Here is a 24,563-nt window from a genome sequence, read left to right as displayed (position 1 = left end):
GTCGGTGACTGACAAAATAGCTATTTCTGTTTCCCTTTGGTTTATATTGAGATATGGTAATCCAAACTATAAGCTCCGAGTACAGGTAAGACCGGACGGAAAAATCCATGAGTCCATCTGAGTACGAAAATGATGAACTCGTCTTCCTCGATGAAGGCGATATCCAGCAGGAAAGCAATCTCGCCACTTGGAATATTTTAGTGGTGGATGATGACGAGGAGATCCATACAGTGACCCGATTGGCGCTGTCGGATCTGACCGTCAATGACCGTAAGCTCAATTTTATTCATGCCTATTCTGGCAAGGAAGCTCTGGAAGTACTCAAGGAACAAGGCAGCAGCATTGCTATCGTGTTGCTGGACGTGGTGATGGAAACCGATGATGCGGGTCTGATCGTTACCAGGAAGATGCGTGAGGAGCTTAATCTCCCCGAGCCTAGAATCGTATTACGCACTGGCCAGCCTGGTTATGCGCCAGAAGAAAGCGTCATCAAAGAGTACGACATTAACGACTATAAGACCAAAACCGAACTGACGCGGGGTCGGCTGGTGACCACCGTCATTGCCGCAATACGTTCCTATCAACAAATCCTGACCATAAATCAAAACCGAATCGGGCTTGAGAAAATCATCATGTCAGCAGCCAACTTATTGGAAGAACATTCCATTAAAGGGTTTTGCGAAGGTGTGGTGACTCAAATCAGCTCATTAATTGGTTTGGATGCGGGCGGAGTCGTCTGTGCTCGTGCGGGCTCAGTATTGGATAAAGACGACGATGGCCTCTACGTGTTGGGAGCGGCAGGCCCCTACGCTTCCTATATCAACAAGCGTCTAGACGGCATTCAGGACAACGATCTGGTTGAGAGTGTCAGCCGCTGCCTGCGTCAGAAAGAACATGTTTACGAGCCCCACTATTCGGTGCTGTATATGAACAGCAGTGGTTATGAGGCCGCAGTCTATATTCGGGCCGGTGGGGTCCAGAATAGGGTCTACAAGGAACTGCTGGAAGTCTTTATGACCAGTATTTCTATTGGCTACGAAAATGTGAACCTGTTCCATCAACTGCGCAACGCGGCGTTTAAAGACATGCTTACCAAGCTGCCTAACCGTAATGAGTTTATCAATGTTCTGGATGACCTCCAGGCTTTGGGGCGGCCACATGATAACTTGGTTGTGGCATTGGTTGATGTGAATCACTTCTCCGATATTAACGACGGTTTGGGTCAGGAAGTAGGTAACCTGTTGTTAATAGCCATTGCTGAACGTATGCATCAAAGTTTTGGTGAGTCCGTACATATGGGGCGGATTGGTGCTGACGTATTCGGACTTATTGGCGCTGATGACAAGGTCAGTCCTGAGAATATCAGTAATCTCTTTATGTCGCCCTTCAGAGCAGGCGATCACAGCCTGCCGGTGAATGTGACCATCGGTCTTTGTCGGCTTAACGAAGACGATTGCAGCGGTATCGAGGTGTTGAAACAGTCCAACATTGCGCTGAACCGGGCAAAGAAAAACATCACGACCAACTTCGAGTTTTACTTGCCCGAGATGGAAGAGAAAACGGCGTGGCGCTTAAGCATGATTCGTCAGTTACGTTCCGATTTTGCCGAGCGTAAGTTGGAACTGTGGTACCAGCCTCAGATCGATCTGGTCAGCGAGCGAGTCGTAGGCCTGGAAGCCCTGTTGCGGTGGCCAGATCCGGAAGGGCAGGGTTATATCTCCCCTGCGGTGTTTGTCCCCCTGGCTGAGTATAGCGGCCTTATTATTGAAATCGGGGCTTGGGTATTGGAGGAAGCGTGTCGCCGTCTGAAGGAGTTAAAGCAATCGGGTCATGAACAGATCCGCATGGCGGTGAACATCTCCATGCCTCAATTCAGGGACCAGCAGTTCGTGGGGCTGGTCAAGCAAACACTCGACGAGCATCAGTTGCCCCCAGACTCGCTGGAATTGGAAATCACCGAAAGTGTGGTGATGGATGAGCCTCAGATTGTTATTGAGTCTCTGCGCTCCCTTAAGGCACATGGGGTTAGTATTGCCATCGACGACTTTGGCACCGGATTCTCCTCCATGAGCTATTTGCAGAAGTTGCCTTTGGATCGCCTTAAGGTGGATCGCTCTTTTGTTAACGAGGTGGAACCGGGTCAAAACGCCTTTATCGCCGAAACCATTGTGACGCTGAGTAACAAGCTTGGACTGCATACCATCGCCGAAGGTGTGGAGAAGCGTGAGCAAGCCAGTTATATGCTTAAGCTGGGGTGTGATGAGGCTCAGGGATATTTGTATGCCAGGCCCATGCCTTTTGAGCAGTTAGTGGCATTTCTGCAAAAGCACGAATCGGAGCTAAAAGCCGAGAACTCTTGATACATGGTTTTTCAGCTGTGGCACCAGCTTTTGCTCAAACCACGGGTGACGCCTTAACCAGAGATTGTTTCTGGGTGAGGGATGGGGCATCACCCAATACTCAGGCGCGTAATCCTGCCAGTGGCGTACCCGTTCCGTTAGCGTTAGTTTGCCGTCCAAATAGTATTTCTGCGCATACTGACCGATGAGTAAAGTGGTCTGAATGTTCGGCATCGTGGCAATAATTTTGTTGTGCCACTGAGGAGCGCATTCTGGCCTTGGCGGTAAATCACCGGATTTGCCCTTACCAGGGTAGCAAAAGCCCATAGGCATAATAGCGATGTGCTGACTGTCATAGAATTGTTCCCGATCCAGACCTAACCATTGCCTGAGTCGGTCACCGGACGGGTCATTCCAGGGAATACCGCTCTTTTGAACGCGGGTTCCCGGAGCTTGACCGATGATCAGTAGTCGGGCGGATGCCGAGCCGGTAACCACAGGCTTGGGCTCAAAGGGCAGGTGGTCTTTACAGAGTTGACAGCTTCGGGCCTGCTCAAGCAGGTTATCCGTTCTATCTGATGTTACTACCTCGATTTTGTTCGTTGTTGTCATAAAACTGAAATAAAATTGTGATCCGAAACTTGTTGCAAAAATGTAATAGTTGCATGTATGATAATTGATAAGTGATGCGAAGTTTAGGAGATCACCATGCGTAAAGTTACTTCCCTGATTGTTACTCTGTTTGCGTTTGCCGGTATGGCGCACGCTGGTGAGACTGACAACTCCATGTTCCAATGTATGGCGAAAGACACTTTAGAAGTCGATAGCAGCTGCGTGCAGCAGCGTATTGATACCAATGTTGAATATCAGAATAGCCAGAAGCAGTTTTTCAATCAATCTGTGAATGCCAGTGGCAATGTGATGGCCACCATGCGCTTTTACCCCGAGCGTCACCTGATTGAAGTGGTAGCTCATAAGGATGCGCTTGAGAAGGCGGCCTTACTGGCACGTCGTCAGTAAGCCAAGCATGACTAATTGAAAGCCCGGCCTGAGCCGGGCTTTTTTGTGTCTAAAACAAGCGGTTCAAGCCGTTAATGGCGGCGACCCGGTAGGCCTCGGCCATGGTGGGGTAATTGAAAGTGGTGTTGACAAAATATTCGATATTGTTGGCCTCATCTTTTTGTTGCATGATGGCCTGGCCAATATGCACAATCTCTGAGGCACGCTCGCCGAAACAGTGGATCCCCAGCAACTGTTTGGTTTCCCGGTGAAACAAAATTTTCAGACTTCCCACCATGGTATCGGCAATCTGTGCTCTGGCGAGGTGCTTAAATTGGGCCCGGCCAACTTCATAAGGCACTTTACTGGCGGTCAGCTCCTGCTCCGTTTTACCGACAGAGCTGATTTCGGGGATGGTATAGATGCCGGTGGGGATGTCTTCAATCAGGGTCTCCTCTGAGGCTTGCCCCAGCATGACCTGCGCAACGTACCGGCCCTGATTATAGGCGGCTGAAGCGAGGCTGGGGTATCCGATAACATCCCCTACCGCATAGATATTTTCTACTTCGGTGCGGTATTGGCTGTCTACCTGAAGCTGACCGCGGCCATCTGGAGTCAGGCCCACATTGTCCAACGCCAGCATATCGGTATTACCGGTACGGCCATTAGCGAACAACAGACAGTCTGCCTGCATTCGCTTGCCGGATTGGAGATTTAGAATAACACCATCATCGTGGCCTTCCACCGAGGCATAGGTCTCGTTGTGGCGAATCACCAGCCCGCTATTCCAAAAGTGGTAGCTGAGGGCGTCAGATATCTCGGTGTCTAAAAACGACAGCAGACGATCTCGCATGTTCACCAGATCAACTTTGACTCCCATGCCCCTGAAAATCGAAGCGTACTCGCTGCCAATGACGCCTGCACCATAAATAATAATGTTCTTGGGCTGATGATTAAGGGACAGTATGGAGTCACTGTTGTAAATGCGTGGATGAGTAAAGTCGATATCCGCAGGCGTATAGGGTCTGGAGCCGGTGGCAATCACAAACTGCCTGGCACTGATTTGATCCACCGAACCGTCTTCTTTCAATATTTTTAAGGTGTGGCTATCCACGAAAGACGCTTCGCCGTGGATGATGTCAACATTATTGCGATCATAAAAGCTGCCGCGCAGACGGCTTTGTTTCTTAATCACACTGCTGGCGTGGCTCATTACATCCTGAAAAGTGAGCTGGCGCAAACGGTCGCCGCTATTGAAAAGCGGGTTGTTGTTGTATTCAATCAGACGGCTGACCGAGTGTCTTAGTGCCTTGGATGGAATCGTGCCCCAATGTGTACAGCCGCCTCCAACCATGGCATAGCGCTCAATAACGGCGACGCGCTTACCAGACTTCGAAAGCTGCATGGCGGCGCCTTCACCGCCGGGACCGGTGCCAATGACAATAGCGTCGTAGTGACTGGAATGATGTGATGTCATATCAAGCTCCTTGATGTTTGCCTCATCATAGCCTTTGTATCAGGGATAAGAAAAGGGCGCCGATAAAGGCGCCCTCAAAAGGATGTGGTTCAGGCGAACTCCAGTTGCCTGATATCGGCCCACTTGCGCTTGGCCAATTGTAAAGTTTGTTTCAACTCCCGGTATTTGTAGTCCAGATCCAGCTTTTCATATTCTCGTACCAGTTGTCGCTTCTTGATATCCAGCAAACGCTTCTTAGTGGCGTAATACTCCGACATCTTGTGAGTCAGTAATTCATATTCATGTTGCAGCGTTTCCAGTATGGGATCGGCGTTCGGTAGCAGACTGGCTTTTTGTTGAGCGCGCTGCAACTGCATCTGCAAGCGAGCTTTCTCAATACGCTCTTCAGGGCAACGACGCAGATTAGAGGTCAGACCGACAAAGCTTAATCCCCGGATTAGCCACTTGGTCGGATCAAACTGATACCAACGAATGCCGTTGCGATAATCATACTCAAAGATATGGTGAAAATTATGGTAGCCCTCACCGAAGGTTAAGAAGGCCAGGATGCCGTTATCTCTGGCGGTATTTTTGTCGGTGTATGTCTGACGCCCCCAGATATGTGCCAGCGAATTAATGAAGAAGGTGACATGATGGACTACCACCAGACGGAAAACTCCTGCCAGCAACAACATGCCCCAGATATCGCCATTGATCCAGCCAAGTAACATCGGCACACCAAAGTTGGCGAGCAGGGTTAAAGCCAGATAATGGCGGTGCTGGAACATAACAATCTTATCGCGCTGCAGGTCCCGGCAGTTGCTGTAGTCATCGTAGCGTGCTGCCTGGTACTCACGCAGCATCCAACCAATATGGGAAAACCAGAATCCGCGCTTGGCGGAATAAGGGTCTTTGTCGTTTTGATCCACAAACTTGTGATGGATTCGGTGGTCGGAAGCCCAGTGCAAAATACTGTTTTGCAGCGCCATGGCACCAAAAAAAGCCAGCAGGGCACGGATAACCGGATGGGCCTGGTAAGTTTTATGTGACCATAACCGGTGATAGCCAGCGGTGATGGACATGCCTGACATCCAGATTAGCGCGATACAGCTGGTGATCTCGACCCAGTCAAAGCCGCCAGTAAAAGCTTCGATGGGGACGAATATCAGGCTAACGGCGCCTGTCAGGATGAATACTAAGAGATTGGTCAGAATAATTGGCGGTTTGTTCATCTTTACTTATTTTCAGCGTACAACTGTGCGCTAATTTACGTTTTTTAGACTCTCGTTGCAATAAAAAAGGGCTCGTGAAGGGAAGATGGGTCAATGTTAAAATGGCAAAAAATCCCCACAGAGAGTGCAATGCGTCGCCAGGAAAAAAAACAGAAAACGCGCCGTGCTATTATCGATGCGGCTTTTGGGTTGCTGAATGAGCAGCGAAGCCTGTCGAGCGTGAGTTTGCGGGAAATCGCCAGGGCGGCGGGCATTGCGCCGACCTCCTTTTACCGTCATTTTGACGATATAGACGATCTGGGCCTGACTTTAGTGGATGAAGCGGGGTTGGCATTGCGTCAGCTAATGCGTCAGGCCCGCTCTCGTATCGATGCGGGCGGCGGTGTTATTTCAACATCAGTGATCACCTTTATGGAGTTTATTGAGTCCAACACCAATGAATTCCGGCTCTTGTTGAGAGAGCACTCGGGGACTTCCCCGGCCTTTCGTGCGGCGGTCTTACGTGAAATTCAGCATTTTATCGAAGAACTCACCCATTACATTATGGCGCATACGGGATTAGGGCAGGAGCTGGCTAGCCTGCAGGCGGAAGCGATGGTTAAGCTGGTATTCAGTACGGGGGCAGAGGCAGTGGATGCCAGCCTCGAGCGTCGTCGAGAGCTGGCCGAGCGCCTGGTAGAACAATTACGCTTTATTGCTCGCGGTGCCAAAGCGATGGCAGAACGTTAGCGTTTTTGTAGATAAACACCGCATTCGGCGTGATGGGTGTAAGGAAACTGGTCAAATAAAGCAAAGCGTTTGACCTCGTGCGTCTCTGTCAGCAGAGCTAAGTTGTCAGCGAGTGTTTCCGGGTTGCAGGAAATATAGATGATATTCTGGTATTCGCTGACCATATTACACGTATCCCGGTCCAGACCGGCTCTGGGCGGATCAACCAGTACCGTCTTACAATCGTAATCGGCTAAATTAACGCCTTTGAGCTTCTTGTGGTTCTGACCACTCGCCTGGATCTCGGTGTACTCTTCACTCGACATCTGCAACACGGTGACGTTATTTACCTGGTTTGCCTCAATGTTGTATTGGGCCGCTTTTACTGAAGTGCGGGAGATTTCCGTTGCAAGTACCCGACGGAAGTTCTGAGCCAGAGGCAGGGTAAAATTACCCAGTCCGCAATACAGTTCCAGCAGATCACCCCTGCTATTTTGACTCGCATCCAACGCCCATTGAATCATCTTGGAGTTCACCAGCCCGTTGGGTTGGGTGAAACTATTCTCCACCTGCTTAAACTGGAAGTGCTGACCGTTAACCGGCTGCGACTCCATGACGTAGTCCTTGTCCAGCAAGACCTTTTGCTTACGGGCTCGGCCGACAATGTCAATTTTATAATCTTTGCGAAGCTCAGCCAGGATCGCTTGAATCGCATGCTGCCATTCGCTATCCAACGGCCGGTGATAGATCAGGCTAACCAGAATCTCACCGCTAAGAGTACTTAAGTAGTCGATCTGATAGAGCTTACGCCTGGCGGTGGCATTGGGCCTCAATAATGCCAAAAGCTCCTGCATCACCGAGTTAATTAATCGGCTGCCAGGCAAAAAATGGTCGACCCGATATTTATCCTTAGTATCAGGATCGAACATAATGTGGTAAAGATCGTCACCGTCATGCCAGACGCGAAACTCGGCTCTCAAGCGATAGTGACTGGGCTCTGAGGCGTAAACCTCAAGTGTCGGCATGGAAAAGGCTGACATCTGAGTACGCAATGCCTGAGCTTTTTGCTCAAGTTGCTGATCATAGGTTGTGGGATCGATCTGGGTTGCTCTCATTATTACTCCTGCTAATGCCGCAGAGGATTCTAAGGGTTTTGGGCTGTTGTTCAATGTAGAATCCATTTTGAGAATTAAATCGCTGATTAAAAACTAAACTATTACAGAGCGCCGCCGATACAATAGCTGAGGGTAATTGCGAGGAAAAACTCATGAACTTGGGTGAATTAAAAGCGTTTTTGGGTCAGAAAGCGCAGTATGCACAATCGAATAATGCCAGGCAGCCGCAAGGGCAAGCGGTGGGTCATACTAAGCAAGCCCAGCCGGATGCGGTAACCTTGTCCAACTTGAGTCAGTCTCAACGCCTGATGAGTGTTCGAGTACTAACGGGCTCCTTCAATCAGAACCTTGAGATCAATGGACAAAAGCCGAATCTGACAGAACCTTCTGCCAAGGAGCAGGATAAGCCGCTGTTCGATTTTAATGAAGTGGTCAAAAATGTTCTTGGCTTTATCAGTGGTGCACTGAATAAAGCGAAACAGAACAATGCCTCCGATGATCAGTTGACCACTATGTTACAGCAAGCCAGAGATGGTGTTGCCAAAGGCATCGAAATGGCCGAAGAAGAGCTCGGGGAGTTGATGAATGACGACATTCAGGAAGGCATTAGCGAGAGCCGGGAGCGAATTAATCAAGGGATTGACGATCTTGAAACCAAGCTGTTCTCGGAAAACACCCCCTTGAGCAGTCAGAGTGTAACGGCAGCTCAATCGCTTAGCTACAGCCAGGAAAGTACAGGTTCGTTGACCATTCGGACTCAGGATGGTGACGAAGTTAGCCTTAGCTTCGAAGACATCCGTCGTTTCGAGGCCAGCCAGGCTGCCAGTATCAGTCAAACCGCTGACGGCGGACAGGGATTTGCCGCTGAGCAATTGGTAAGCTTTTACGAAAGAAGTGGTATCGCATTTTCGGTAAAAGGTGAACTGGACCAGGAAGAAATGGATGCGATTGCCAAGCTCGTAGGCGATACAGCCGATCTGGCGGACGAGTTTTTTAATGGTGATGTAGAAAAAGCCTATAACGAAGCCTTGAAACTGGGCTTCGATGAAAAGGAGTTGACTGGGTTTGCTTTAAACCTGAGTCGGCAGGAGCAGACACGGGTTGTTCAGGCTTATGAGTCCGTTTCATCGCTCAAAGATGAAAGCGGCCAAGGCAGTTTAAGAGAAATAAAGCCGGTGGCGCATTACCTGGATAAAATGCTGGATGTGATGGACCAGGCTCAGAAAAAGCTTGAGGATGTCGAAAGCTTCGACAATCTGATTCAGGAGTTGTTGAATCAGATGATGGATGACCTGAAGCTGGCTGACTTAGTTGATGCAGTCAATCAGTTCCAACAGTTCAATGCCAGGTTACTGGACAACCTCCCTCAAGCAGTGAAAGATGAATCAACGGACACCTCATCGCCGTCCACTAAGATGGAGTGAAGGAGTCGGTAATAATAAAAAAGCCTGCATCAAGCAGGCTTTTTTATATGGTTAAGGTAAGGTCAACTATCTTTCTTTAGCGACTCGTACCTTTAAAGTGCGATCCTGAAAGCTTTGGTCGTTGAGCTGCTTGATGGCCTTATCAGCTGCAGCCTCCGCCATCTCTACGAATCCATAACCCTTGCGCTTGCCGGTGCGACGATCCTTCATCAGTCGGACCGAGACGACACTGCCGCATTGAGCGAAGTGCTCACGTACCGCTTCCTCATTGGCACGGTAAGGCAGGTTGCCCACATATAACGTCTGAGTTTCTGAGGTATCCTCGGGATCGCCGGCTGTCTTGACGATAAGAGAGTGAAGCCAGGGGGTGAGTAGACCACCGAGCACAATACCTAAGGCAATGCCTTGAGATAATGACAGTCCTTCGAAAGGAAGAAAGTAGCCCACAACGGCTAATAGCAGGGCGATAACAACAGTAATAACAGGTGATTTCATGTAACTACCTAAAATGTAATGGAAATTAAAACTAAAACGGCACGCCTATGTTACTCATTAAAGCGCTTTGCGCCAAGCTCACTGGCCGAGGCTTTCGATATTAGCGGCCAAAGTGTGGGTAATAAGCACTAAAGAAGTACCTAACGCGCTTCATTGTGGTTGATATTTGCGCAGTTGAAATAAAAATATCAAAAAGCACTTGCAGGATAAGCGGGGAGCTGTAGAATGCGCCGCACTTCGACGGGATAGCCACTAACGGCGCCGCAGCAGGACGCGAATCGAGGTTACTGAAGAGACATTTAAGCGCTTCAGCGAGACAAGGAACGGCAAGCAACTTTTTAAATAAAAATGCTTGACAGTCGATGGGGTTAGCGTAGAATGCGCATCCCGCTTCAGGGCAAGCCAAGCTTGGATTTGAAGCGAAACGTTCTTTAACAATTTGCAACGAGACAATCTGTGTGGGCACTCGTTAAAAGAGTGTCAGCCAAAGATATTCATGATTATTTAATTGAAGAGTTTGATCATGGCTCAGATTGAACGCTGGCGGCAGGCCTAACACATGCAAGTCGAGCGGTAACAGAGAGAAGCTTGCTTCTCTGCTGACGAGCGGCGGACGGGTGAGTAATGCTTGGGGATCTGCCCGGTAGAGGGGGACAACCACTGGAAACGGTGGCTAATACCGCATAACGTCTACGGACCAAAGAGGGCTTAGGCTCTCGCTACCGGATGAACCCAAGTGAGATTAGCTAGATGGTGAGGTAAGAGCTCACCATGGCGACGATCTCTAGCTGTTTTGAGAGGAAGGACAGCCACACTGGGACTGAGACACGGCCCAGACTCCTACGGGAGGCAGCAGTGGGGAATATTGGACAATGGGGGCAACCCTGATCCAGCCATGCCGCGTGTGTGAAGAAGGCCTTCGGGTTGTAAAGCACTTTCAGTGATGAGGAAGGATGTGTAGTTAATACCTGCACATATTGACGTTAGTCACAGAAGAAGCACCGGCTAACTCCGTGCCAGCAGCCGCGGTAATACGGAGGGTGCGAGCGTTAATCGGAATTACTGGGCGTAAAGCGCACGCAGGCGGTTTGTTAAGCTAGATGTGAAAGCCCCGGGCTCAACCTGGGAGGGTCATTTAGAACTGGCAGACTAGAGTCTTGGAGAGGGGAGTGGAATTCCAGGTGTAGCGGTGAAATGCGTAGAGATCTGGAGGAACATCAGTGGCGAAGGCGACTCCCTGGCCAAAGACTGACGCTCAGGTGCGAAAGCGTGGGTAGCGAACAGGATTAGATACCCTGGTAGTCCACGCCGTAAACGCTGTCTACTAGCTGTTTGCGACTATAGGTTGTGAGTAGCGAAGCTAACGCGCTAAGTAGACCGCCTGGGGAGTACGGCCGCAAGGTTAAAACTCAAATGAATTGACGGGGGCCCGCACAAGCGGTGGAGCATGTGGTTTAATTCGATGCAACGCGAAGAACCTTACCTACACTTGACATGCAGAGAACTTTCCAGAGATGGATTGGTGCCTTCGGGAACTCTGACACAGGTGCTGCATGGCTGTCGTCAGCTCGTGTCGTGAGATGTTGGGTTAAGTCCCGCAACGAGCGCAACCCTTGTCCTTAGTTGCCAGCATTAAGTTGGGCACTCTAAGGAGACTGCCGGTGACAAACCGGAGGAAGGTGGGGACGACGTCAAGTCATCATGGCCCTTACGTGTAGGGCTACACACGTGCTACAATGGTTGGTACAGAGGGAAGCGAGAGCGCGAGCTGGAGCGGATCCCTTAAAGCCAATCGTAGTCCGGATTGGAGTCTGCAACTCGACTCCATGAAGTCGGAATCGCTAGTAATCGCAGGTCAGAATACTGCGGTGAATACGTTCCCGGGCCTTGTACACACCGCCCGTCACACCATGGGAGTGGGATGCAAAAGAAGTGGTTAGCCTAACTTCGGAGGGCGATCACCACTTTGTGTTCCATGACTGGGGTGAAGTCGTAACAAGGTAACCGTAGGGGAACCTGCGGTTGGATCACCTCCTTACGAAATGCTGACATCTTTTGATGCAGTGCCTACACAGATTGTTTTGTTGCATAAGAAAAGAGCAAAGTAGTGCAGAAAGACACGCTTAAATAAGTTGAGTCGAGTATTGCGCCGCGGATTTGCGGTTCAGGCAACGCCGCGAGGGATTTGTCGCCGGGAACAATCGTCTGATTGTGACCAAGCAAATCTCGCAGCAAGGCAGCATGAGCCACAAAGACCAAGCAATAGGCTTGTAGCTCAGCTGGTTAGAGCGCACCCCTGATAAGGGTGAGGTCGGCAGTTCAAGTCTGCCCAAGCCTACCACCTCTTCCGTGCTCTGCGTCAGGAACGCCCTTATGTGCTTAGCACACGACGGCCGTCCCATCCTTGACCACGAAAGAGGAAGCGCCAGAGACCGAGATATGCGCTATCAATGGGGCCATAGCTCAGCTGGGAGAGCGCCTGCCTTGCACGCAGGAGGTCAGCGGTTCGATCCCGCTTGGCTCCACCACTTTACTTATGAATGGCGGTTCGATGAGCCGGTATTGATAAGTCCAAGTGACTTAATGTTCTTTAACAATTTGGCAAGCTGATATTTAAATCAATCAAGCGAAGTAATCTAGACGTCGTCTGGTATTGCTTTATCTGATGATTAGCGCGTTACTGACTGTACGATTCTGACGTTATTTGGGGTTGTATGGTTAAGTGACAAAGCGTATACGGTGGATGCCTAGGCAGTTAGAGGCGATGAAGGACGTGTAAGTCTGCGAAAAGCTGTGGTGAGCTGACAAAATGCATTATTAGCCACAGATGTCCGAATGGGGAAACCCACCTCTTTAGAGGTATCTCATGTTGAATCTATAGGCATGAGAGGCGAACCGGGAGAACTGAAACATCTAAGTACCCCGAGGAAAAGAAATCAACCGAGATTCCCTTAGTAGCGGCGAGCGAACGGGGATTAGCCCTTAAGTTATCAGTGCGTTAGTGGAAGGCTCTGGAAAGTGCCGCGATACAGGGTGACAGCCCCGTACACTAAAACAATCTGATAGTGAAATCGAGTAGGTCGGGACACGTGTTATCTTGACTGAATATGGGGGGACCATCCTCCAAGGCTAAATACTCCTAACTGACCGATAGTGAACCAGTACCGTGAGGGAAAGGCGAAAAGAACCCCAGTGAGGGGAGTGAAATAGAACCTGAAACCGTATACGTACAATCAGTGGGAGCCTACTTGTTAGGTGACTGCGTACCTTTTGTATAATGGGTCAGCGACTTATATTTGGTAGCAAGGTTAACCGTTTAGGGGAGCCGTAGCGAAAGCGAGTGTTAACTGCGCGTCTAGTTGCCAGGTATAGACCCGAAACCCGGTGATCTAGCCATGAGCAGGTTGAAGGTTGAGTAACATCAACTGGAGGACCGAACCCACATCTGTTGAAAAAGATGGGGATGACTTGTGGCTGGGGGTGAAAGGCCAATCAAACCGGGAGATAGCTGGTTCTCCCCGAAAGCTATTTAGGTAGCGCCTCGGACGAATACCTGCGGGGGTAGAGCACTGTTTGGGCTAGGGGGTCATCCCGACTTACCAACCCCATGCAAACTCCGAATACCGTAGAGTACTATCCGGGAGACACACGGCGGGTGCTAACGTCCGTCGTGGAGAGGGAAACAACCCAGACCGCCAGCTAAGGTCCCCAAGTACTAGTTAAGTGGGAAACGATGTGGGAAGGCACAGACAGCTAGGAGGTTGGCTTAGAAGCAGCCACCCTTTAAAGAAAGCGTAATAGCTCACTAGTCGAGTCGGCCTGCGCGGAAGATGTAACGGGGCTAAAACTAGTCACCGAAGCTGCGGCAGCATGTTTACATGCTGGGTAGGGGAGCGTTGTGTAAGTGGCTGAAGGTGCATCGAGAGGTGTGCTGGACATATCACAAGTGCGAATGCTGACATGAGTAACGATAATGGGGGTGAAAAACCCCCACGCCGGAAGACCAAGGTTTCCTGTCCCATGCTAATCAGGGCAGGGTAAGTCGGCCCCTAAGGCGAGGCAGAAATGCGTAGTCGATGGGAAACGGGTTAATATTCCCGTACTTGTATTATCAGCGAAGGGGGGACGGAGAAGGCTATGTGAGCATGGCGTTGGTTGTCCATGTGAAAGTGCGTAGGCTGGAATCTTAGGCAAATCCGGGATTCTAAGGCCGAGACACGAGACGAGACTCCAAGGAGTTGAAGTCACAGATGCCCCGCTTCCAGGAAAAGCCTCTAAGCATATGATAATACGAACCGTACCCCAAACCGACACAGGTGGTCAGGTAGAGAATACTAAGGCGCTTGAGAGAACTCGGGTGAAGGAACTCGGCAAAATAGTACCGTAACTTCGGGAGAAGGTACGCCGCTGTTTGTGATGGGACTTGCTCCCTAAGCAGATGGCGGTCGCAGTGACCAGGTGGCTGGGACTGTTTATTAAAAACACAGTACTGTGCTAACGCGTAAGCGGACGTATACGGTATGACACCTGCCCGGTGCCGGAAGGTTAATTGATGGGGTTAGCGTAAGCGAAGCTCTTGATCGAAGCCCCGGTAAACGGCGGCCGTAACTATAACGGTCCTAAGGTAGCGAAATTCCTTGTCGGGTAAGTTCCGACCTGCACGAATGGTGTAACCATGGCCACGCTGTCTCCACCCGAGACTCAGTGAAATTGAAATCGCCGTGAAGATGCGGTGTACCCGCGGCTAGACGGAAAGACCCCGTGAACCTTTACTACAGCTTGGCACTGAACATTGAACCTACATGTGTAGGATAGGTGGGAGGCTTTGAAGCATTGTCGCCAGATGATGTGGAGCCAACCTTGAAATACCACCCTTGTATGTTTGATGTTCTAACGTTGGTCCCTTATCGGGATTGCGGACAGTGTCTGGTGGGTAGTTTGACTGGGGCGGTCTCCTCCCAAAGAGTAACGGAGGAGCACGAAGGTTGGCTAATCCTGGTCGGACATCAGGAGGTTAGTGTAATGGCATAAGCCAGCTTAACTGCGAGACAGACACGTCGAGCAGGTACGAAAGTAGGTCATAGTGATCCGGTGGTTCTGTATGGAAGGGCCATCGCTCAACGGATAAAAGGTACTCCGGGGATAACAGGCTGATACCGCCCAAGAGTTCATATCGACGGCGGTGTTTGGCACCTCGATGTCGGCTCATCACATCCTGGGGCTGAAGTCGGTCCCAAGGGTATGGCTGTTCGCCATTTAAAGTGGTACGCGAGCTGGGTTTAGAACGTCGTGAGACAGTTCGGTCCCTATCTGCCGTGGGCGCTGGATGATTGAGAGGGGCTGCTCCTAGTACGAGAGGACCGGAGTGGACGAACCGCTGGTGTTCGGGTTGTCATGCCAATGGCACTGCCCGGTAGCTACGTTCGGAATCGATAACCGCTGAAAGCATCTAAGCGGGAAGCGAGCCTCGAGATGAGTCATCCCTAGAGCTTAAGCTCTCTAAAGGGTCGTTCAAGACCAGGACGTTGATAGGCGGGATGTGTAAGCGTTGTAAGGCGTTGAGCTAACCCGTACTAATTGCCCGTGAGGCTTAACCATACAACGCCCAAGTGACGTTAAAACAGTAAGTAACGCGCATCAGAGCAATACCAAGACAGACAGATTACCGATTTAAAGACAGCTTGCTCAAATTGTTCACAGTTTATGCCTGGCGGCAATAGCAATACGGAACCACCTGATTCCATTCCGAACTCAGAAGTGAAACGTATTAGCGGCGATGGTAGTGTGGGGTCTCCCCATGTGAGAGTAGCACACCGCCAGGCTTCTAATTAAAGCAAAACCCCGAGTCGAAAGGCTCGGGGTTTTGTGCTTTAAGCAGCTCTGACGTGCTGCCTTATGGAAGACCCAACCCATCGCAACGTTGAGAGTTGTGCTTTTTACAGTTGGCTATTATCTGTCACACATCCCTGTGGCGATATTCCAGCTCGTCTTCCTTGACTCGCTTCAGCCCTAGCCGAGCTGCGCGCATTACTCCGGGCTTCCATGCCCTTCGCCCCAAGGGCCAGCTAAAGCTGTTCAAATTCTTTCCGGAAGAATTTGTCGCTCGTCTCGAGACGGGCTTCACCTACATGTGAGAGACACTCTACACCAAGATATTCGCCATACTAATGAAGATTAGCGGCTCTGGCGGGTATTTATTGGTGCTCTAACTCTTTGGATAGACTGGCCTGAATAGCTTTGGCAAGTTGCTTTCTGCCCGTGTAGCCATGCTGAGCGCTGAGCTCTTGAAGATCAAAGTATTGATAACTCCACTGGAATAAAAGCCTAGATAAAGGATCGTCCGTCTTTTTCCAGTGTGGCAGGTAGTGCTTGGTTGCTGTAAGAATGGTTTCCAGTGAGCGTAACTGAATGGTAAAGGCACGGAGCTGGTTTAACACCCAGTCGTCGGGGGCCGGATAGGAACAAGACTGCAAAAGCTTAAGACCCACTGCAGCGTCCAGATGTTTAAAAGTTTGGGGTAAAAGCGCACTGAATTCCTGCCGGAACTGCTTTTGCATAGGCACCAGTGCAGCTTCGGATACTGTGTCTAGAGGCTTTAGCATAATAGCGTTGTGCTCGCCGCTTGCGGTGTCTCTACGGTAACCCAACCGAGCTAGCTGGAATTGCTGATGTTGCCAAAACCGCACTAAATCGATTTGCGCTCCAAAGCTTACCGATAGAGCGCTCGCCTGAGCTTGTTTGGCATCCTGCTCAGCCTGCTTTAACAAAGCAGTAGCGATGCCTGTCCGCCGATGGTTCTGATCAACAGCAACGCGTACAACACGCCAATAATTCTGTGTTGCTAAAACCCTGTTGACAGAGTAACCCGCCAGGTTTTGTGCGGTTAGATGACCGTTAACCCGCCTTTGTCCTAATGCTACTGCGTCACTGATTTTCTCGAGCTCCGTGCCGCCTTCTAGCTGTATCAGCAAGGCGCCACAGATTTGATAGCCTCGGTGTGCGATGTAAACTCTGACATCGGGGGCATCCATCAGTCTAACCAGGTCGTCGGGTGTGGTTTGATAATGGGCATCGACCATCAGGTTGAACAGTTCTGCTGTCAGAGCCGGTTCGGCCAAGAGCTCTGCCTGTGTCAGTTCGCGAATCTCTATCGGTTGGCCGGGAGCGGCCTGGAGAGATTGACAGTCACTCATCATCACCCTAAACCAAAAGGCTTCCAGCATATCGCCTTCGAACCAGCGGACCGGCTGTTCGAGTTCGAGGTGTTGCCAGTTAGGATAGTGTTTTTGCAAATAGGGTTTAAAGCGTATTTCAAAGCCCCGCCCCGAACCTTCATAGCCATGAATCGTGGTGCTGAATGCTTTGCGCTGATAAACCTTGTCCAGTCCGATCAGTGTTGGTGCAGGCAAAGCTGCGGCCTCATCCACAAATAGCCAGTCCAGTTTAGGCTTCTCACGTAAGAGTACATCGGGTGGGTAAAAGATCAGGCTGGCACCATCTTGTGTCCGGAGACGCTGGTCTTTTAGTTCGGTCAGCGTACCAGACAGCCGCTCAGCCGCAAACCGGAATATCGGCCCGACAGTATTCCGATGCGGGGCGGTCACGCCAATGGTAATAGAGTTTGATTGCATGAGCTCGGCGGCGGCCATGCCGAGTGCAGAAGACTTGCCTCTTCCTCGATCGGCGGTAATAACAATTGGCCAAGAACGCTTGTTGGAATTCACCTTTTGAATCTGGGCTAGCACCTGCCGCTGGTCGTCAGTAGGGGAGGCTTGCTTATCATTAGAAGACATCAGAGGGGCGCTCGCTCTGACCGGACAGCCCCTAAACTGGCTGGGGGTGAGCAACGCTACATGACTATCTTGCCTGACACACTCTGTTAACCAGCGGGTAAATCGGCTTTGACGATAGTTTGTCTCATAACCATAAGACAGCCGCTTGGATAGCTCAGGGTCGCGATAGGACGGCCAGTCATCCAGGGGAGGACAGACTAACACCATCAAGCCGCCAGCCTGTATAGTGCCCGACAGTGCCATCATGGCACTGGCACGAAGACCGGAGTAGGCATTAAAGACTAAGTTAGGACACTCCTGACCAAGAAACTGAAGGTACTGACTAATGGCGATAGACTCAAGACTACCTTCGCCAAACCACAGTGCAGGCTCTCTCTGGGTAAGCCGCCGCGCCTGCTCTTCGGCCCAGTCCTGTGGCCCTGAGATAACCAGCAACTGCCGGTGTCGTTGTGCAGTTTTTCGGCGCTGTGCCAGCCAGTCGTTAAAACTTGTCTGCATTTTCCAGATCGTCAGTGTCAGAGGTTGTATAATGGCGGTAGTGTATTGAAAAGCAACGAGGAATACGAATGCGCTTTTTATCCCGCCGTTTGGTGATGCCCAATGACTTGAACTATGCGAACGCTCTGTTTGGTGGTCGTGCTTTGGAATGGATTGATGAAGAATCCGCCATTTACGCCATCTGCCAACTTGAAACCAACTACTTGGTGACCAAACATATCGGCGAAATCAGCTTTGAGAGCCCAGCCCTGTCAGGTGATGTGGTGGAGTTTGGTCTGGAGACCAAAAAAGTCGGACGTACCTCTATTACCGTCTCTTGTCTGGTGCGCAATAAGGCCACTAAGAAGACCATTTGCTTTGCCGATGATATTGTCTTTGTGCGCGTTAACCCCGATACCAAAGAGCCCATGCCGCACGGCAAAACACTGGAAGAACTGCAAAAGCAAACTGAGGAAGAAATTCAGCGACTGAATATGGCTGATTGAACGCTGGCTCATAGCTTGTCAGGTCTGCCTTTGCGGCAGACCTTTTTTATCGGGTTTAAGGGCGTGTTTTGGACAGCGATAGAAGCTACATTTTCCGTAAAAAACTGATCTGAAGTGAGGGGATAACACTATAATAACTCCGAGCTAATCAACGATTGATATTCTTTGTTACTTCGAAATTTATTAGGCCTGACGGTATTAGCGGTACTGGTGGGTATTATCTTTTCCATTCCTCTGTTGCCAATGCAGTCGCAAAACGCGGTTTCTCATGAGATGCTCAATGACATAGACCGTCGCCATGCAATCGTATTTTTTGGTTTTACAGGGTGTAAAGACGTCTGTCCCACGTCACTTGCCGTTTTGAGAAAGGTGTTGGCATTACAGAAGACGAAGCCGGACACACCGACGCCCGCTGTCATTTTTGTCGATATTGATGCCAATAGTAATCAACGTCTGGCAGAGCGTTACGCAAAACAGTTTGATGAGCGATTTATTGGCTATCATGCTAATGAGCAGGAGCTGGCCAAACTCAGCCAGTTGTTCGGACTGAATATTTCTCAAAAGGGAGAGCAAATCAATCACCGTGGACGAACCTACTTGCTTGAAAAACGAAATGGTCGTTGGTGGGTCGACTATGCCATTAATCCTCAGGGGTTGACGGCCGATGGTTTAATCAATGAATTACGTCAGGAGAGTTGACCATGCTAAAAAATCTGTGGGTCTACTACGATACATCCTTGAGCGATAGACTGAAGGCTCGGTTTGAGCGTGACTTTGAGGACGCTGACAAAGTCGTACTTTTTACAATACTGGCGTACGGCTTCATTGTGGCCTTTCTGACGTCGCTGCATCACGGTTATTTTAAACTTGGCATAATCGGCGGCGGTTTGGTCTGCGCTTTGTCTTTTCTGGCTTATAAGACCATGAAAGGCACTCTGCTGAGTCGTTTGATCATGGCAACCGCCCTCACGGCCATGATGGCCATATCAATTCAACAGTCCAACGGGCTGGGCGAAGGGCACTTCCTGTTCTTTCTGAACTTTACCATCTTGATTCGATACCGGGATGTATTGCCACTGGTACTGTTGGTTGGCCTTACGGTGGTGCATCATGCGGTGTTTACCTATTGCCAGAGTGTAGGGCTTGATATTGCAGGCACGCCGCTGGCTATTTTCTCCTGGGGACAGGAGACGGAACTGGGACTCGTCGCCCCCCTGATTTACCACGTTGTTATTGCTGTGCTTGGTGCGGTGATCGCTGGCTATTATATTCTTGATGGTAATACCAAGTTCATCGAGTCCAATAGTGTTCAACTGGCATTAGAGCAGGCCTCTGAAGGTAATCTGGATGTTGAAATAGACAGAAAGGCGCAATCTGAGCTCAGTGAGCAAAGCCGTCAATTCTTTGAGCGTCTAAGGACGTTCATGGCTGAGACCCACGCGATGGTTGAAACGTTGCGTGATCGATCGGTCAAGGATAAGGCGTCGGCGTCCAAACGTTACCAACATGCCAGTGAGCAACAGGAGCAGGTAACTCAATTGGCCACGGCCATTCACCAGATGTCTGCCTCCACAGAAGAAATATCACGTAATACTCAGGAAACGGCTTCCGCCATTGATGATGTGGCAGGGAAAACTCAAACCGGGCGTGGTATGACCGTCTCTTTTCAACAATCCATTAAGGAATTGGCGGATAAGGTGGATGAATCGTCATCGACCATTAGTGAATTGGCCCAGAACAGTAGCAAGATCCAGGGGATTGTGGCGACTATTCGTGGCATTTCAGAACAAACCAACTTACTGGCGCTTAACGCCGCTATTGAGGCTGCCAGAGCAGGGGAGCAGGGGCGAGGGTTTGCGGTAGTAGCCGATGAGGTGCGAGTGTTATCTCAGCGTACCCATGATTCAACGGAAGAAATCAACGCTATGATCCGGTCTTTCGAGCAGGCGACCAACAGTGCTGTTGCCAATATGGAGCACTGCCAAGGGCTGACAGGAAGCAGTGTTGAAGAGGCGACATCAGTCTCAGAGCTGTTTGATAACATTGCCCAGAGCATCAAGGCAATTAACGATATGGCGGCTCAGATTGCCACTGCGGCTGAACAGCAGACCTCCGTATCCGAGGATATCAACAGAAACACCACGACCATTGATGATTTTGCTAATGAGTTTCTGAACGATGCCAAAAAGGGAACCGACAATGCCAGTCAGCTGGCCAAGCTCGTTGAGGGGATTGAAGCTCGGATGGCACATTACAACTATTGAGTCGCAGAGTCGGTTGGTGTCGCTGTTTATCCTGCAGGGACGACACCAATCGACACCGGGCTATCCATTATCGGAAAGGTTAACAATCAGTAGCACCAAACCGCTGGTCAAGGCATAGATGAAGGCGCCTTCAAAAGAGCCTGAGCCAATTTGGGTTTGCCACATCTGAAATAACGCACCGCCAATTACGACAAAACCACCAAACCAGACCAGCACACCCATGCCAGCTCCCAGGGTTGCGAAGGTCTTGGCATTATTAAACGCTTCTCCATCTAAGTGGCGAACTTGCCACAAATCCCACGCGCCTTTGAGTGAAAGAGCACCGACCAGGAACTCACCGGTTAAGATAATCAGAAAGGCAATGGTGACACCAATGTCACTGGTTATAGCGGGAAATATGGGGTTGGGGTAAACCTCGTTGCCTTGCATGCTGAGGACATAGCCAATGGCACCTATGCCTGAGTCCCAGTTAGCGATGTTTCCCGCGACATAGAACCAGCCTTGCAGACCGACAAAGATAACCAGCAGTATTTTTAACAGTCGAATGGCCATGGTAGGACTCCTTATTCATATTTTCCTGGCCAGTAAAAGGCACTCAGGTATTCTCTGAAGTCTTTGATTATAGGAACAAACCGGGCGTTGTCGACTCAGATTCCTTTTGTCATTTCATGGAATGCAGGCCCAGTCGGTTGCCTTCTGAATCTTCAAACAGGCCGATAAAGCCATGCTCGCCAATACTCATTTTTTCTTCCAGGGTACGGCCACCGGCACTGTTGATGCGGGTTAGCTGCGCGGTCACTTCATCGCAGACAAAGTAAATCAGTACGCCCTTGTGGTTAGGCTCATAGTCAGGACCCTGCACCAGAGCGCCGGTGCACTGAGGTTTGTCATGGTCATAGGGAAACATCGCCATCTGGCAGGGGCCCATTTCCAGCTGCTCAAATTCCGCGTCAAAAGCGTTGTGATAAAACAGTTTGGCGCGTTCTATATCCAGACAAGGGATTTCAAACCAGCCCACAGGGTTCGGCTTCATGATGTCGTTCTCGTTTTAGGAAAATGAGCGTTGAATATAGTCTGGTTTTTGACCAGGGGCAGGTTTTCACCCTTCTAATAATCGGGGCAAAACTTATCTTTTAACAGCGCCAGAAATTTTTCGGTATCGGGATCGGCGATGGAGTAATAAATGGTCTGGGCGTCTTTGCGGGTTTTGACCAGACCTTCTTTTCTCAGCACCGCCAGGTGCTGGGAAAAGGCCGAGGCGGACAGGTCAAAGTGCTGATGTAACTCGCCCACACTCAGCTCCTTGCCCACCAGATGGCAGATGATCATCAGTCGATGGGGGTTCCCTAAAGAGCGTAAAAAGCCCGCTGCCTGAGCCGCTTGTTGTTCTTTGAATAATTCCATCGACATCATCATAACCTCACTACTTACTGGCCGCGGGCAATTTCGGCTTCAGTTTTCAACCCAAACAGTTTACGCATGACGATGGTCGCCGGACAGAATCCGGTAAAGGATTGCTGAAACAAGTTGGCACCAATAAACACGGTAAACCAGACAAAGCCGGGATGGACCCAGACGGTTAAGGCCACGGATAATAACACCATAAAGCCGGCGAAGGCAGTCAGAGCTCGTTCTGCACTCATGTTTTGGTACTCCTAGAAGTTGTAGCGAACCCGCAGGTACGCATTGTCGTTGTGGTGGAACTGACCAAAGAAGCTGTGGCTTTGGTCACGGAAAAACAGGTTCATGCCAGTGCTGAACTGCCACTGGTCGTTTAGACGGTACTCCACTCGGGGGCGCAGGTGGCCATCGTCGTCACTGGGTGAGTAAAAGCCAAACAGCGACAGGGTGATGTCGTCGGTACGGTTGCGCCACGTAAGCCGGGTTGTCACCAGGGTGCGGTTTTGGGCGTCCTCCCACTGTGGGAACGGGGAAGTCGCCAGTGCCTTGCCGTGATCCTGGTTATGCTCCAGATACAACTGCACACTGCCGGTTAAGCGGGTGATGATTTCCTGCTCGTAACCCAGCAGGGCGCGAAACTGACTGTTGGGGATGGTCGGATTAACCCCGTCGCTGTCGGCCAACGAGTCATGCTGGGCGATTTCGGCGTTAAACAGGCCCTCGCCCAGAGGCAGGCGGATTGAGGCGCCAAGGCTTCGCAGGCGACTGTGGTAGGGGCGGCCGGTCAAGCTGTCTACCGCCTCCGGGCTTTTCTGATAGCCCCAATAGCCATAGGCGGCAAGCTCAATGCCATTGACCGTTTTATAAGCCCTGAGCGCCCATTCATCACCGTTTTGCGATACGGCATTGATGCCCGATGGGGGCGCAATGATCTGTCCCGCCCAGGGATTAAAAAAACTGAAGCGCTCGCCGGTGATGGCGTTATCCGGGTCAAACTCGGGCGTCCACACCAGGTTCAGGTTCAGCCAGTCGCCGTAAAATGACAGCTTGGCCGCATCGGACGGTGCTTTCAAATACTCATCGTCGCGACCACTGAAAAATGACTGCCAGTCTTTGGGAAAAAAGTCATTCAGAAACAGGAAATCTCCGGTGCCCCAGGTCAGGATCTGACGGCCCACCTTGGCGTCGATATCCTCGCTGATTTGAAACTGCGCCGACAGCTCGCGTACCTCGCCCTGCCACTTTGACAGAGCCGCGTCATACAGCCCGTCGGCCTTTATATCAAAGGTCACACCATCCCAGTAGTGCTCTGTCTCCAGGCGCAAGCGTGCATCGCCAAGGGTCAAGCGGTCATGATAGGGGCTGGATTCCAGTCGTGTACCCAGCCCGAGTTCGGCAAAGCCGGTCACCAGCGGGCCACTGCTGGATTCGGTATCCCAGCCGCTGTCCCACTGACCATCATCCCAATCATCACCGCCCCATTCATCGGTTTCCTGAGCCGGTGCCGATAGGACCGTCAGGCAGGCGGCCATCAGTAACAGCGTCCGCATCAGTCGTCCCTCAGATTCAGCCATTCACGGGGCGGGTTACGGAGGCTGCGCTCGGAGAAGATGTCATCCGGTAAACCAAGGTCATAGCTGATAAAGCGAAACTGCATCTGGGTCTCGCCGCCGTTACGCAGGTCCTGTACCCGGGAATGGGTGACAGTAGGGTGGCCATCGATGGTGTCTGTCTCAAGTGCTTCGACGCGGCGGTAGGGCTGCTCCTTGCCGTCGAAAAACTCGATTTTTACTGGCAGCATGGAGTCTTTGGCAATGGTGACCTCATAGCGGGTAAACTCCACATCCTCCGGTTTTTTAGGCGAGCCCTCCAGCCGGTAATGATCGTCGGTTTCTTCCAGCAAACGGAAGGTGTCCAGATCCGGGTTACGGCCGGAAACATCTTCATAGAAAAAGTGCGAGCCCACAAACGAGGTGCGCTTATCCCCGGCGGAAATGCGTTTGACCAGATCCAGTCCGGGCAGATACAGCCAGCGGTCGTCGTCGCGATCATCGTGCTTTACCACCCGGAAAACGGTGCCGCGAACGTCAGAGGGACGAGAGAAAAACACCATCATATCCTGAGCGCCGCCGTCTTCGCGGTCCTTACGCAGGATAATAAACTGGCGCATTTGCTTACGGCCCTGAGCGTCGGTGATCAGCATTCGGGCCGCGCTGCGGCCATCATCGCCAGCGTAATAGGAGGCTAATTCGGCCTGTTCAATAATCGCTTTAGGTTCAGGCGTTTGCTGAGCCACGGCGGCTGTGGTCAGTAGCAGAGGTAAAATCATCAGTAAGGGTTTCATCGTCGTCTCC

The 24,563-nt window shown here is 50.8% G+C and carries 19 protein-coding genes, 2 tRNA genes and 3 rRNA genes; 12 read left to right on the top strand and 12 right to left on the bottom strand.

Translation table 11 applies throughout. The annotated features are described in order from the left end of the window. The first annotated feature begins 107 nt into the window (after positions 1–107). The gene (locus HMF8227_RS10100) at positions 108–2,360 is read left to right on the top strand and encodes a bifunctional diguanylate cyclase/phosphodiesterase (protein WP_109340063.1); all 2,253 of its coding nucleotides are present in this window, start codon (positions 108–110) and stop codon (positions 2,358–2,360) included. Here HMF8227_RS10100 and HMF8227_RS10095 read toward each other — a convergent pair. Beyond that, entirely contained in the window at positions 2,340–2,951 is a 612-nt protein-coding gene (locus tag HMF8227_RS10095) for a uracil-DNA glycosylase family protein (RefSeq protein ID WP_109340062.1), read from the bottom strand. The genes HMF8227_RS10100 and HMF8227_RS10095 overlap by 21 nt on opposite strands. 96 nt (positions 2,952–3,047) lie before the next feature. Here HMF8227_RS10095 and HMF8227_RS10090 point away from each other — a divergent pair, with 96 nt between their 5' ends. Beyond that, positions 3,048–3,359 (top strand): hypothetical protein, encoded by a 312-nt coding sequence (locus tag HMF8227_RS10090; protein WP_109340061.1) that lies wholly within the window; start codon positions 3,048–3,050, stop codon positions 3,357–3,359. A gap of 49 nt (positions 3,360–3,408) precedes the next feature. On the opposite strand, the gene sthA is transcribed toward HMF8227_RS10090, so the two are convergent. Beyond that, a complete protein-coding gene (gene sthA, locus HMF8227_RS10085) occupies positions 3,409–4,815 on the bottom strand; it encodes a Si-specific NAD(P)(+) transhydrogenase (RefSeq protein ID WP_109340060.1) in 1,407 nt (468 codons plus the stop codon). Between the two features lie 89 nt (positions 4,816–4,904). Beyond that, positions 4,905–6,026 carry an acyl-CoA desaturase gene (locus HMF8227_RS10080; protein WP_109340059.1) on the bottom strand — a complete coding sequence of 374 codons (1,122 nt, stop codon included), beginning with the start codon at positions 6,024–6,026 and terminating at the stop codon, positions 4,905–4,907. Between the two features lie 129 nt (positions 6,027–6,155). Between HMF8227_RS10080 and fabR the strand changes: the two genes are divergently transcribed. Continuing rightward, entirely contained in the window at positions 6,156–6,755 is a 600-nt protein-coding gene (gene fabR, locus HMF8227_RS10075; RefSeq protein ID WP_109340058.1) for an HTH-type transcriptional repressor FabR, read from the top strand. Here the strand turns inward: fabR and trmA are convergent. After that, positions 6,752–7,849 carry a tRNA (uridine(54)-C5)-methyltransferase TrmA gene (trmA, locus tag HMF8227_RS10070; RefSeq protein ID WP_109340057.1) on the bottom strand — a complete coding sequence of 366 codons (1,098 nt, stop codon included), beginning with the start codon at positions 7,847–7,849 and terminating at the stop codon, positions 6,752–6,754. The genes fabR and trmA overlap by 4 nt on opposite strands. A 152-nt stretch (positions 7,850–8,001) precedes the next feature. Between trmA and HMF8227_RS10065 the strand changes: the two genes are divergently transcribed. Next, positions 8,002–9,273 (top strand): DUF5610 domain-containing protein, encoded by a 1,272-nt coding sequence (locus HMF8227_RS10065; protein ID WP_109340056.1) that lies wholly within the window; start codon positions 8,002–8,004, stop codon positions 9,271–9,273. A 66-nt stretch (positions 9,274–9,339) separates the two neighbouring features. On the opposite strand, the gene HMF8227_RS10060 is transcribed toward HMF8227_RS10065, so the two are convergent. Continuing rightward, positions 9,340–9,768 carry an RNA recognition motif domain-containing protein gene (locus tag HMF8227_RS10060; protein WP_109340055.1) on the bottom strand — a complete coding sequence of 143 codons (429 nt, stop codon included), beginning with the start codon at positions 9,766–9,768 and terminating at the stop codon, positions 9,340–9,342. A gap of 505 nt (positions 9,769–10,273) precedes the next feature. On the opposite strand from HMF8227_RS10060, the gene HMF8227_RS10055 reads away from it, so the two are divergent. The 5 genes from HMF8227_RS10055 (at position 10,274) to rrf (ending at position 15,590) form a co-directional block, all read left to right on the top strand. Further along, positions 10,274–11,806: ribosomal RNA gene (locus HMF8227_RS10055) — 16S ribosomal RNA — on the top strand. A 226-nt stretch (positions 11,807–12,032) separates the two neighbouring features. Further along, positions 12,033–12,109 (top strand) — tRNA-Ile (locus tag HMF8227_RS10050). A 111-nt stretch (positions 12,110–12,220) separates the two neighbouring features. Then, positions 12,221–12,296: transfer RNA gene (locus HMF8227_RS10045), tRNA-Ala, on the top strand. 188 nt (positions 12,297–12,484) lie between these two features. Further along, a 23S ribosomal RNA gene (locus HMF8227_RS10040) occupies positions 12,485–15,366 on the top strand. Positions 15,367–15,474: 108 nt separating this feature from the next. Next, positions 15,475–15,590 (top strand): 5S ribosomal RNA (gene rrf, locus HMF8227_RS10035). Together the 16S, 23S and 5S rRNA genes with 2 tRNA genes alongside form the textbook arrangement of a ribosomal RNA operon. A 372-nt stretch (positions 15,591–15,962) precedes the next feature. Here rrf and HMF8227_RS10030 read toward each other — a convergent pair. Beyond that, positions 15,963–18,059 (bottom strand): tRNA(Met) cytidine acetyltransferase TmcA, encoded by a 2,097-nt coding sequence (locus HMF8227_RS10030; protein ID WP_109340054.1) that lies wholly within the window; start codon positions 18,057–18,059, stop codon positions 15,963–15,965. 68 nt (positions 18,060–18,127) lie between these two features. On the opposite strand from HMF8227_RS10030, the gene HMF8227_RS10025 reads away from it, so the two are divergent. From HMF8227_RS10025 to HMF8227_RS10015, 3 genes are all read left to right on the top strand, one after another. Further along, positions 18,128–18,544 carry an acyl-CoA thioesterase gene (locus HMF8227_RS10025; protein WP_109340053.1) on the top strand — a complete coding sequence of 139 codons (417 nt, stop codon included), beginning with the start codon at positions 18,128–18,130 and terminating at the stop codon, positions 18,542–18,544. A gap of 165 nt (positions 18,545–18,709) precedes the next feature. Then, the gene (locus HMF8227_RS10020) at positions 18,710–19,243 is read left to right on the top strand and encodes an SCO family protein (RefSeq protein ID WP_109340052.1); all 534 of its coding nucleotides are present in this window, start codon (positions 18,710–18,712) and stop codon (positions 19,241–19,243) included. Positions 19,244–19,245: 2 nt separating this feature from the next. Further along, positions 19,246–20,808, top strand: a complete 1,563-nt coding sequence (locus tag HMF8227_RS10015; RefSeq protein ID WP_109340051.1) for a methyl-accepting chemotaxis protein — start codon at positions 19,246–19,248, stop codon at positions 20,806–20,808. 60 nt (positions 20,809–20,868) lie between these two features. On the opposite strand, the gene HMF8227_RS10010 is transcribed toward HMF8227_RS10015, so the two are convergent. From HMF8227_RS10010 to HMF8227_RS09985, 6 genes are all read right to left on the bottom strand, one after another. Next, positions 20,869–21,360: a DUF2165 domain-containing protein gene (locus HMF8227_RS10010; RefSeq protein ID WP_109340050.1), complete on the bottom strand. Its 492-nt coding sequence runs from the start codon at positions 21,358–21,360 to the stop codon at positions 20,869–20,871. Between the two features lie 109 nt (positions 21,361–21,469). After that, positions 21,470–21,841, bottom strand: a complete 372-nt coding sequence (locus tag HMF8227_RS10005; RefSeq protein WP_204101049.1) for a VOC family protein — start codon at positions 21,839–21,841, stop codon at positions 21,470–21,472. A 74-nt stretch (positions 21,842–21,915) separates the two neighbouring features. After that, complete coding sequence (locus HMF8227_RS10000; protein ID WP_109340048.1) at positions 21,916–22,224, bottom strand: ArsR/SmtB family transcription factor; 309 nt, start codon at positions 22,222–22,224, stop codon at positions 21,916–21,918. A gap of 11 nt (positions 22,225–22,235) precedes the next feature. Next, positions 22,236–22,451, bottom strand: coding sequence for a YgaP family membrane protein (locus tag HMF8227_RS09995; RefSeq protein ID WP_109340047.1), 216 nt, complete (start codon positions 22,449–22,451; stop codon positions 22,236–22,238). A 12-nt stretch (positions 22,452–22,463) separates the two neighbouring features. Beyond that, a complete protein-coding gene (locus tag HMF8227_RS09990; RefSeq protein WP_109340046.1) occupies positions 22,464–23,759 on the bottom strand; it encodes a hypothetical protein in 1,296 nt (431 codons plus the stop codon). Continuing rightward, on the bottom strand, positions 23,759–24,553 hold the full coding sequence (locus tag HMF8227_RS09985) for an outer membrane lipoprotein-sorting protein (RefSeq protein ID WP_109340045.1): 795 nt from the start codon (positions 24,551–24,553) through the stop codon (positions 23,759–23,761). Before HMF8227_RS09985 ends, HMF8227_RS09990 begins: the two co-directional genes overlap by 1 nt. Between the last annotated feature and the right edge of the window lie 10 nt (positions 24,554–24,563).

It is taken from the genome of Saliniradius amylolyticus (assembly GCF_003143555.1).
GTDB lineage: Bacteria > Pseudomonadota > Gammaproteobacteria > Enterobacterales > Alteromonadaceae > Saliniradius > Saliniradius amylolyticus.
This window is presented reverse-complemented; position numbering and strand designations above follow the sequence as displayed.

Excerpts from the sequence above, each read along its gene's own strand:
- HMF8227_RS10100 (WP_109340063.1), top strand. The coding sequence starts at position 108 with ATGAGTCCATCTGAGTACGAAAATGATGAACTCGTCTTCCTCGATGAA.
- HMF8227_RS10095 (WP_109340062.1), bottom strand. The coding sequence starts at position 2,951 with ATGACAACAACGAACAAAATCGAGGTAGTAACATCAGATAGAACGGAT.
- HMF8227_RS10090 (WP_109340061.1), top strand. The coding sequence starts at position 3,048 with ATGCGTAAAGTTACTTCCCTGATTGTTACTCTGTTTGCGTTTGCCGGT.
- sthA (WP_109340060.1), bottom strand. The coding sequence starts at position 4,815 with ATGACATCACATCATTCCAGTCACTACGACGCTATTGTCATTGGCACC.
- HMF8227_RS10080 (WP_109340059.1), bottom strand. The coding sequence starts at position 6,026 with ATGAACAAACCGCCAATTATTCTGACCAATCTCTTAGTATTCATCCTG.
- fabR (WP_109340058.1), top strand. The coding sequence starts at position 6,156 with ATGCGTCGCCAGGAAAAAAAACAGAAAACGCGCCGTGCTATTATCGAT.
- trmA (WP_109340057.1), bottom strand. The coding sequence starts at position 7,849 with ATGAGAGCAACCCAGATCGATCCCACAACCTATGATCAGCAACTTGAG.
- HMF8227_RS10065 (WP_109340056.1), top strand. The coding sequence starts at position 8,002 with ATGAACTTGGGTGAATTAAAAGCGTTTTTGGGTCAGAAAGCGCAGTAT.
- HMF8227_RS10060 (WP_109340055.1), bottom strand. The coding sequence starts at position 9,768 with ATGAAATCACCTGTTATTACTGTTGTTATCGCCCTGCTATTAGCCGTT.
- HMF8227_RS10030 (WP_109340054.1), bottom strand. The coding sequence starts at position 18,059 with ATGCAGACAAGTTTTAACGACTGGCTGGCACAGCGCCGAAAAACTGCA.
- HMF8227_RS10025 (WP_109340053.1), top strand. The coding sequence starts at position 18,128 with ATGCGCTTTTTATCCCGCCGTTTGGTGATGCCCAATGACTTGAACTAT.
- HMF8227_RS10015 (WP_109340051.1), top strand. The coding sequence starts at position 19,246 with ATGCTAAAAAATCTGTGGGTCTACTACGATACATCCTTGAGCGATAGA.
- HMF8227_RS10010 (WP_109340050.1), bottom strand. The coding sequence starts at position 21,360 with ATGGCCATTCGACTGTTAAAAATACTGCTGGTTATCTTTGTCGGTCTG.
- HMF8227_RS10005 (WP_204101049.1), bottom strand. The coding sequence starts at position 21,841 with ATGAAGCCGAACCCTGTGGGCTGGTTTGAAATCCCTTGTCTGGATATA.
- HMF8227_RS10000 (WP_109340048.1), bottom strand. The coding sequence starts at position 22,224 with ATGATGATGTCGATGGAATTATTCAAAGAACAACAAGCGGCTCAGGCA.
- HMF8227_RS09995 (WP_109340047.1), bottom strand. The coding sequence starts at position 22,451 with ATGAGTGCAGAACGAGCTCTGACTGCCTTCGCCGGCTTTATGGTGTTA.
- HMF8227_RS09990 (WP_109340046.1), bottom strand. The coding sequence starts at position 23,759 with ATGCGGACGCTGTTACTGATGGCCGCCTGCCTGACGGTCCTATCGGCA.
- HMF8227_RS09985 (WP_109340045.1), bottom strand. The coding sequence starts at position 24,553 with ATGAAACCCTTACTGATGATTTTACCTCTGCTACTGACCACAGCCGCC.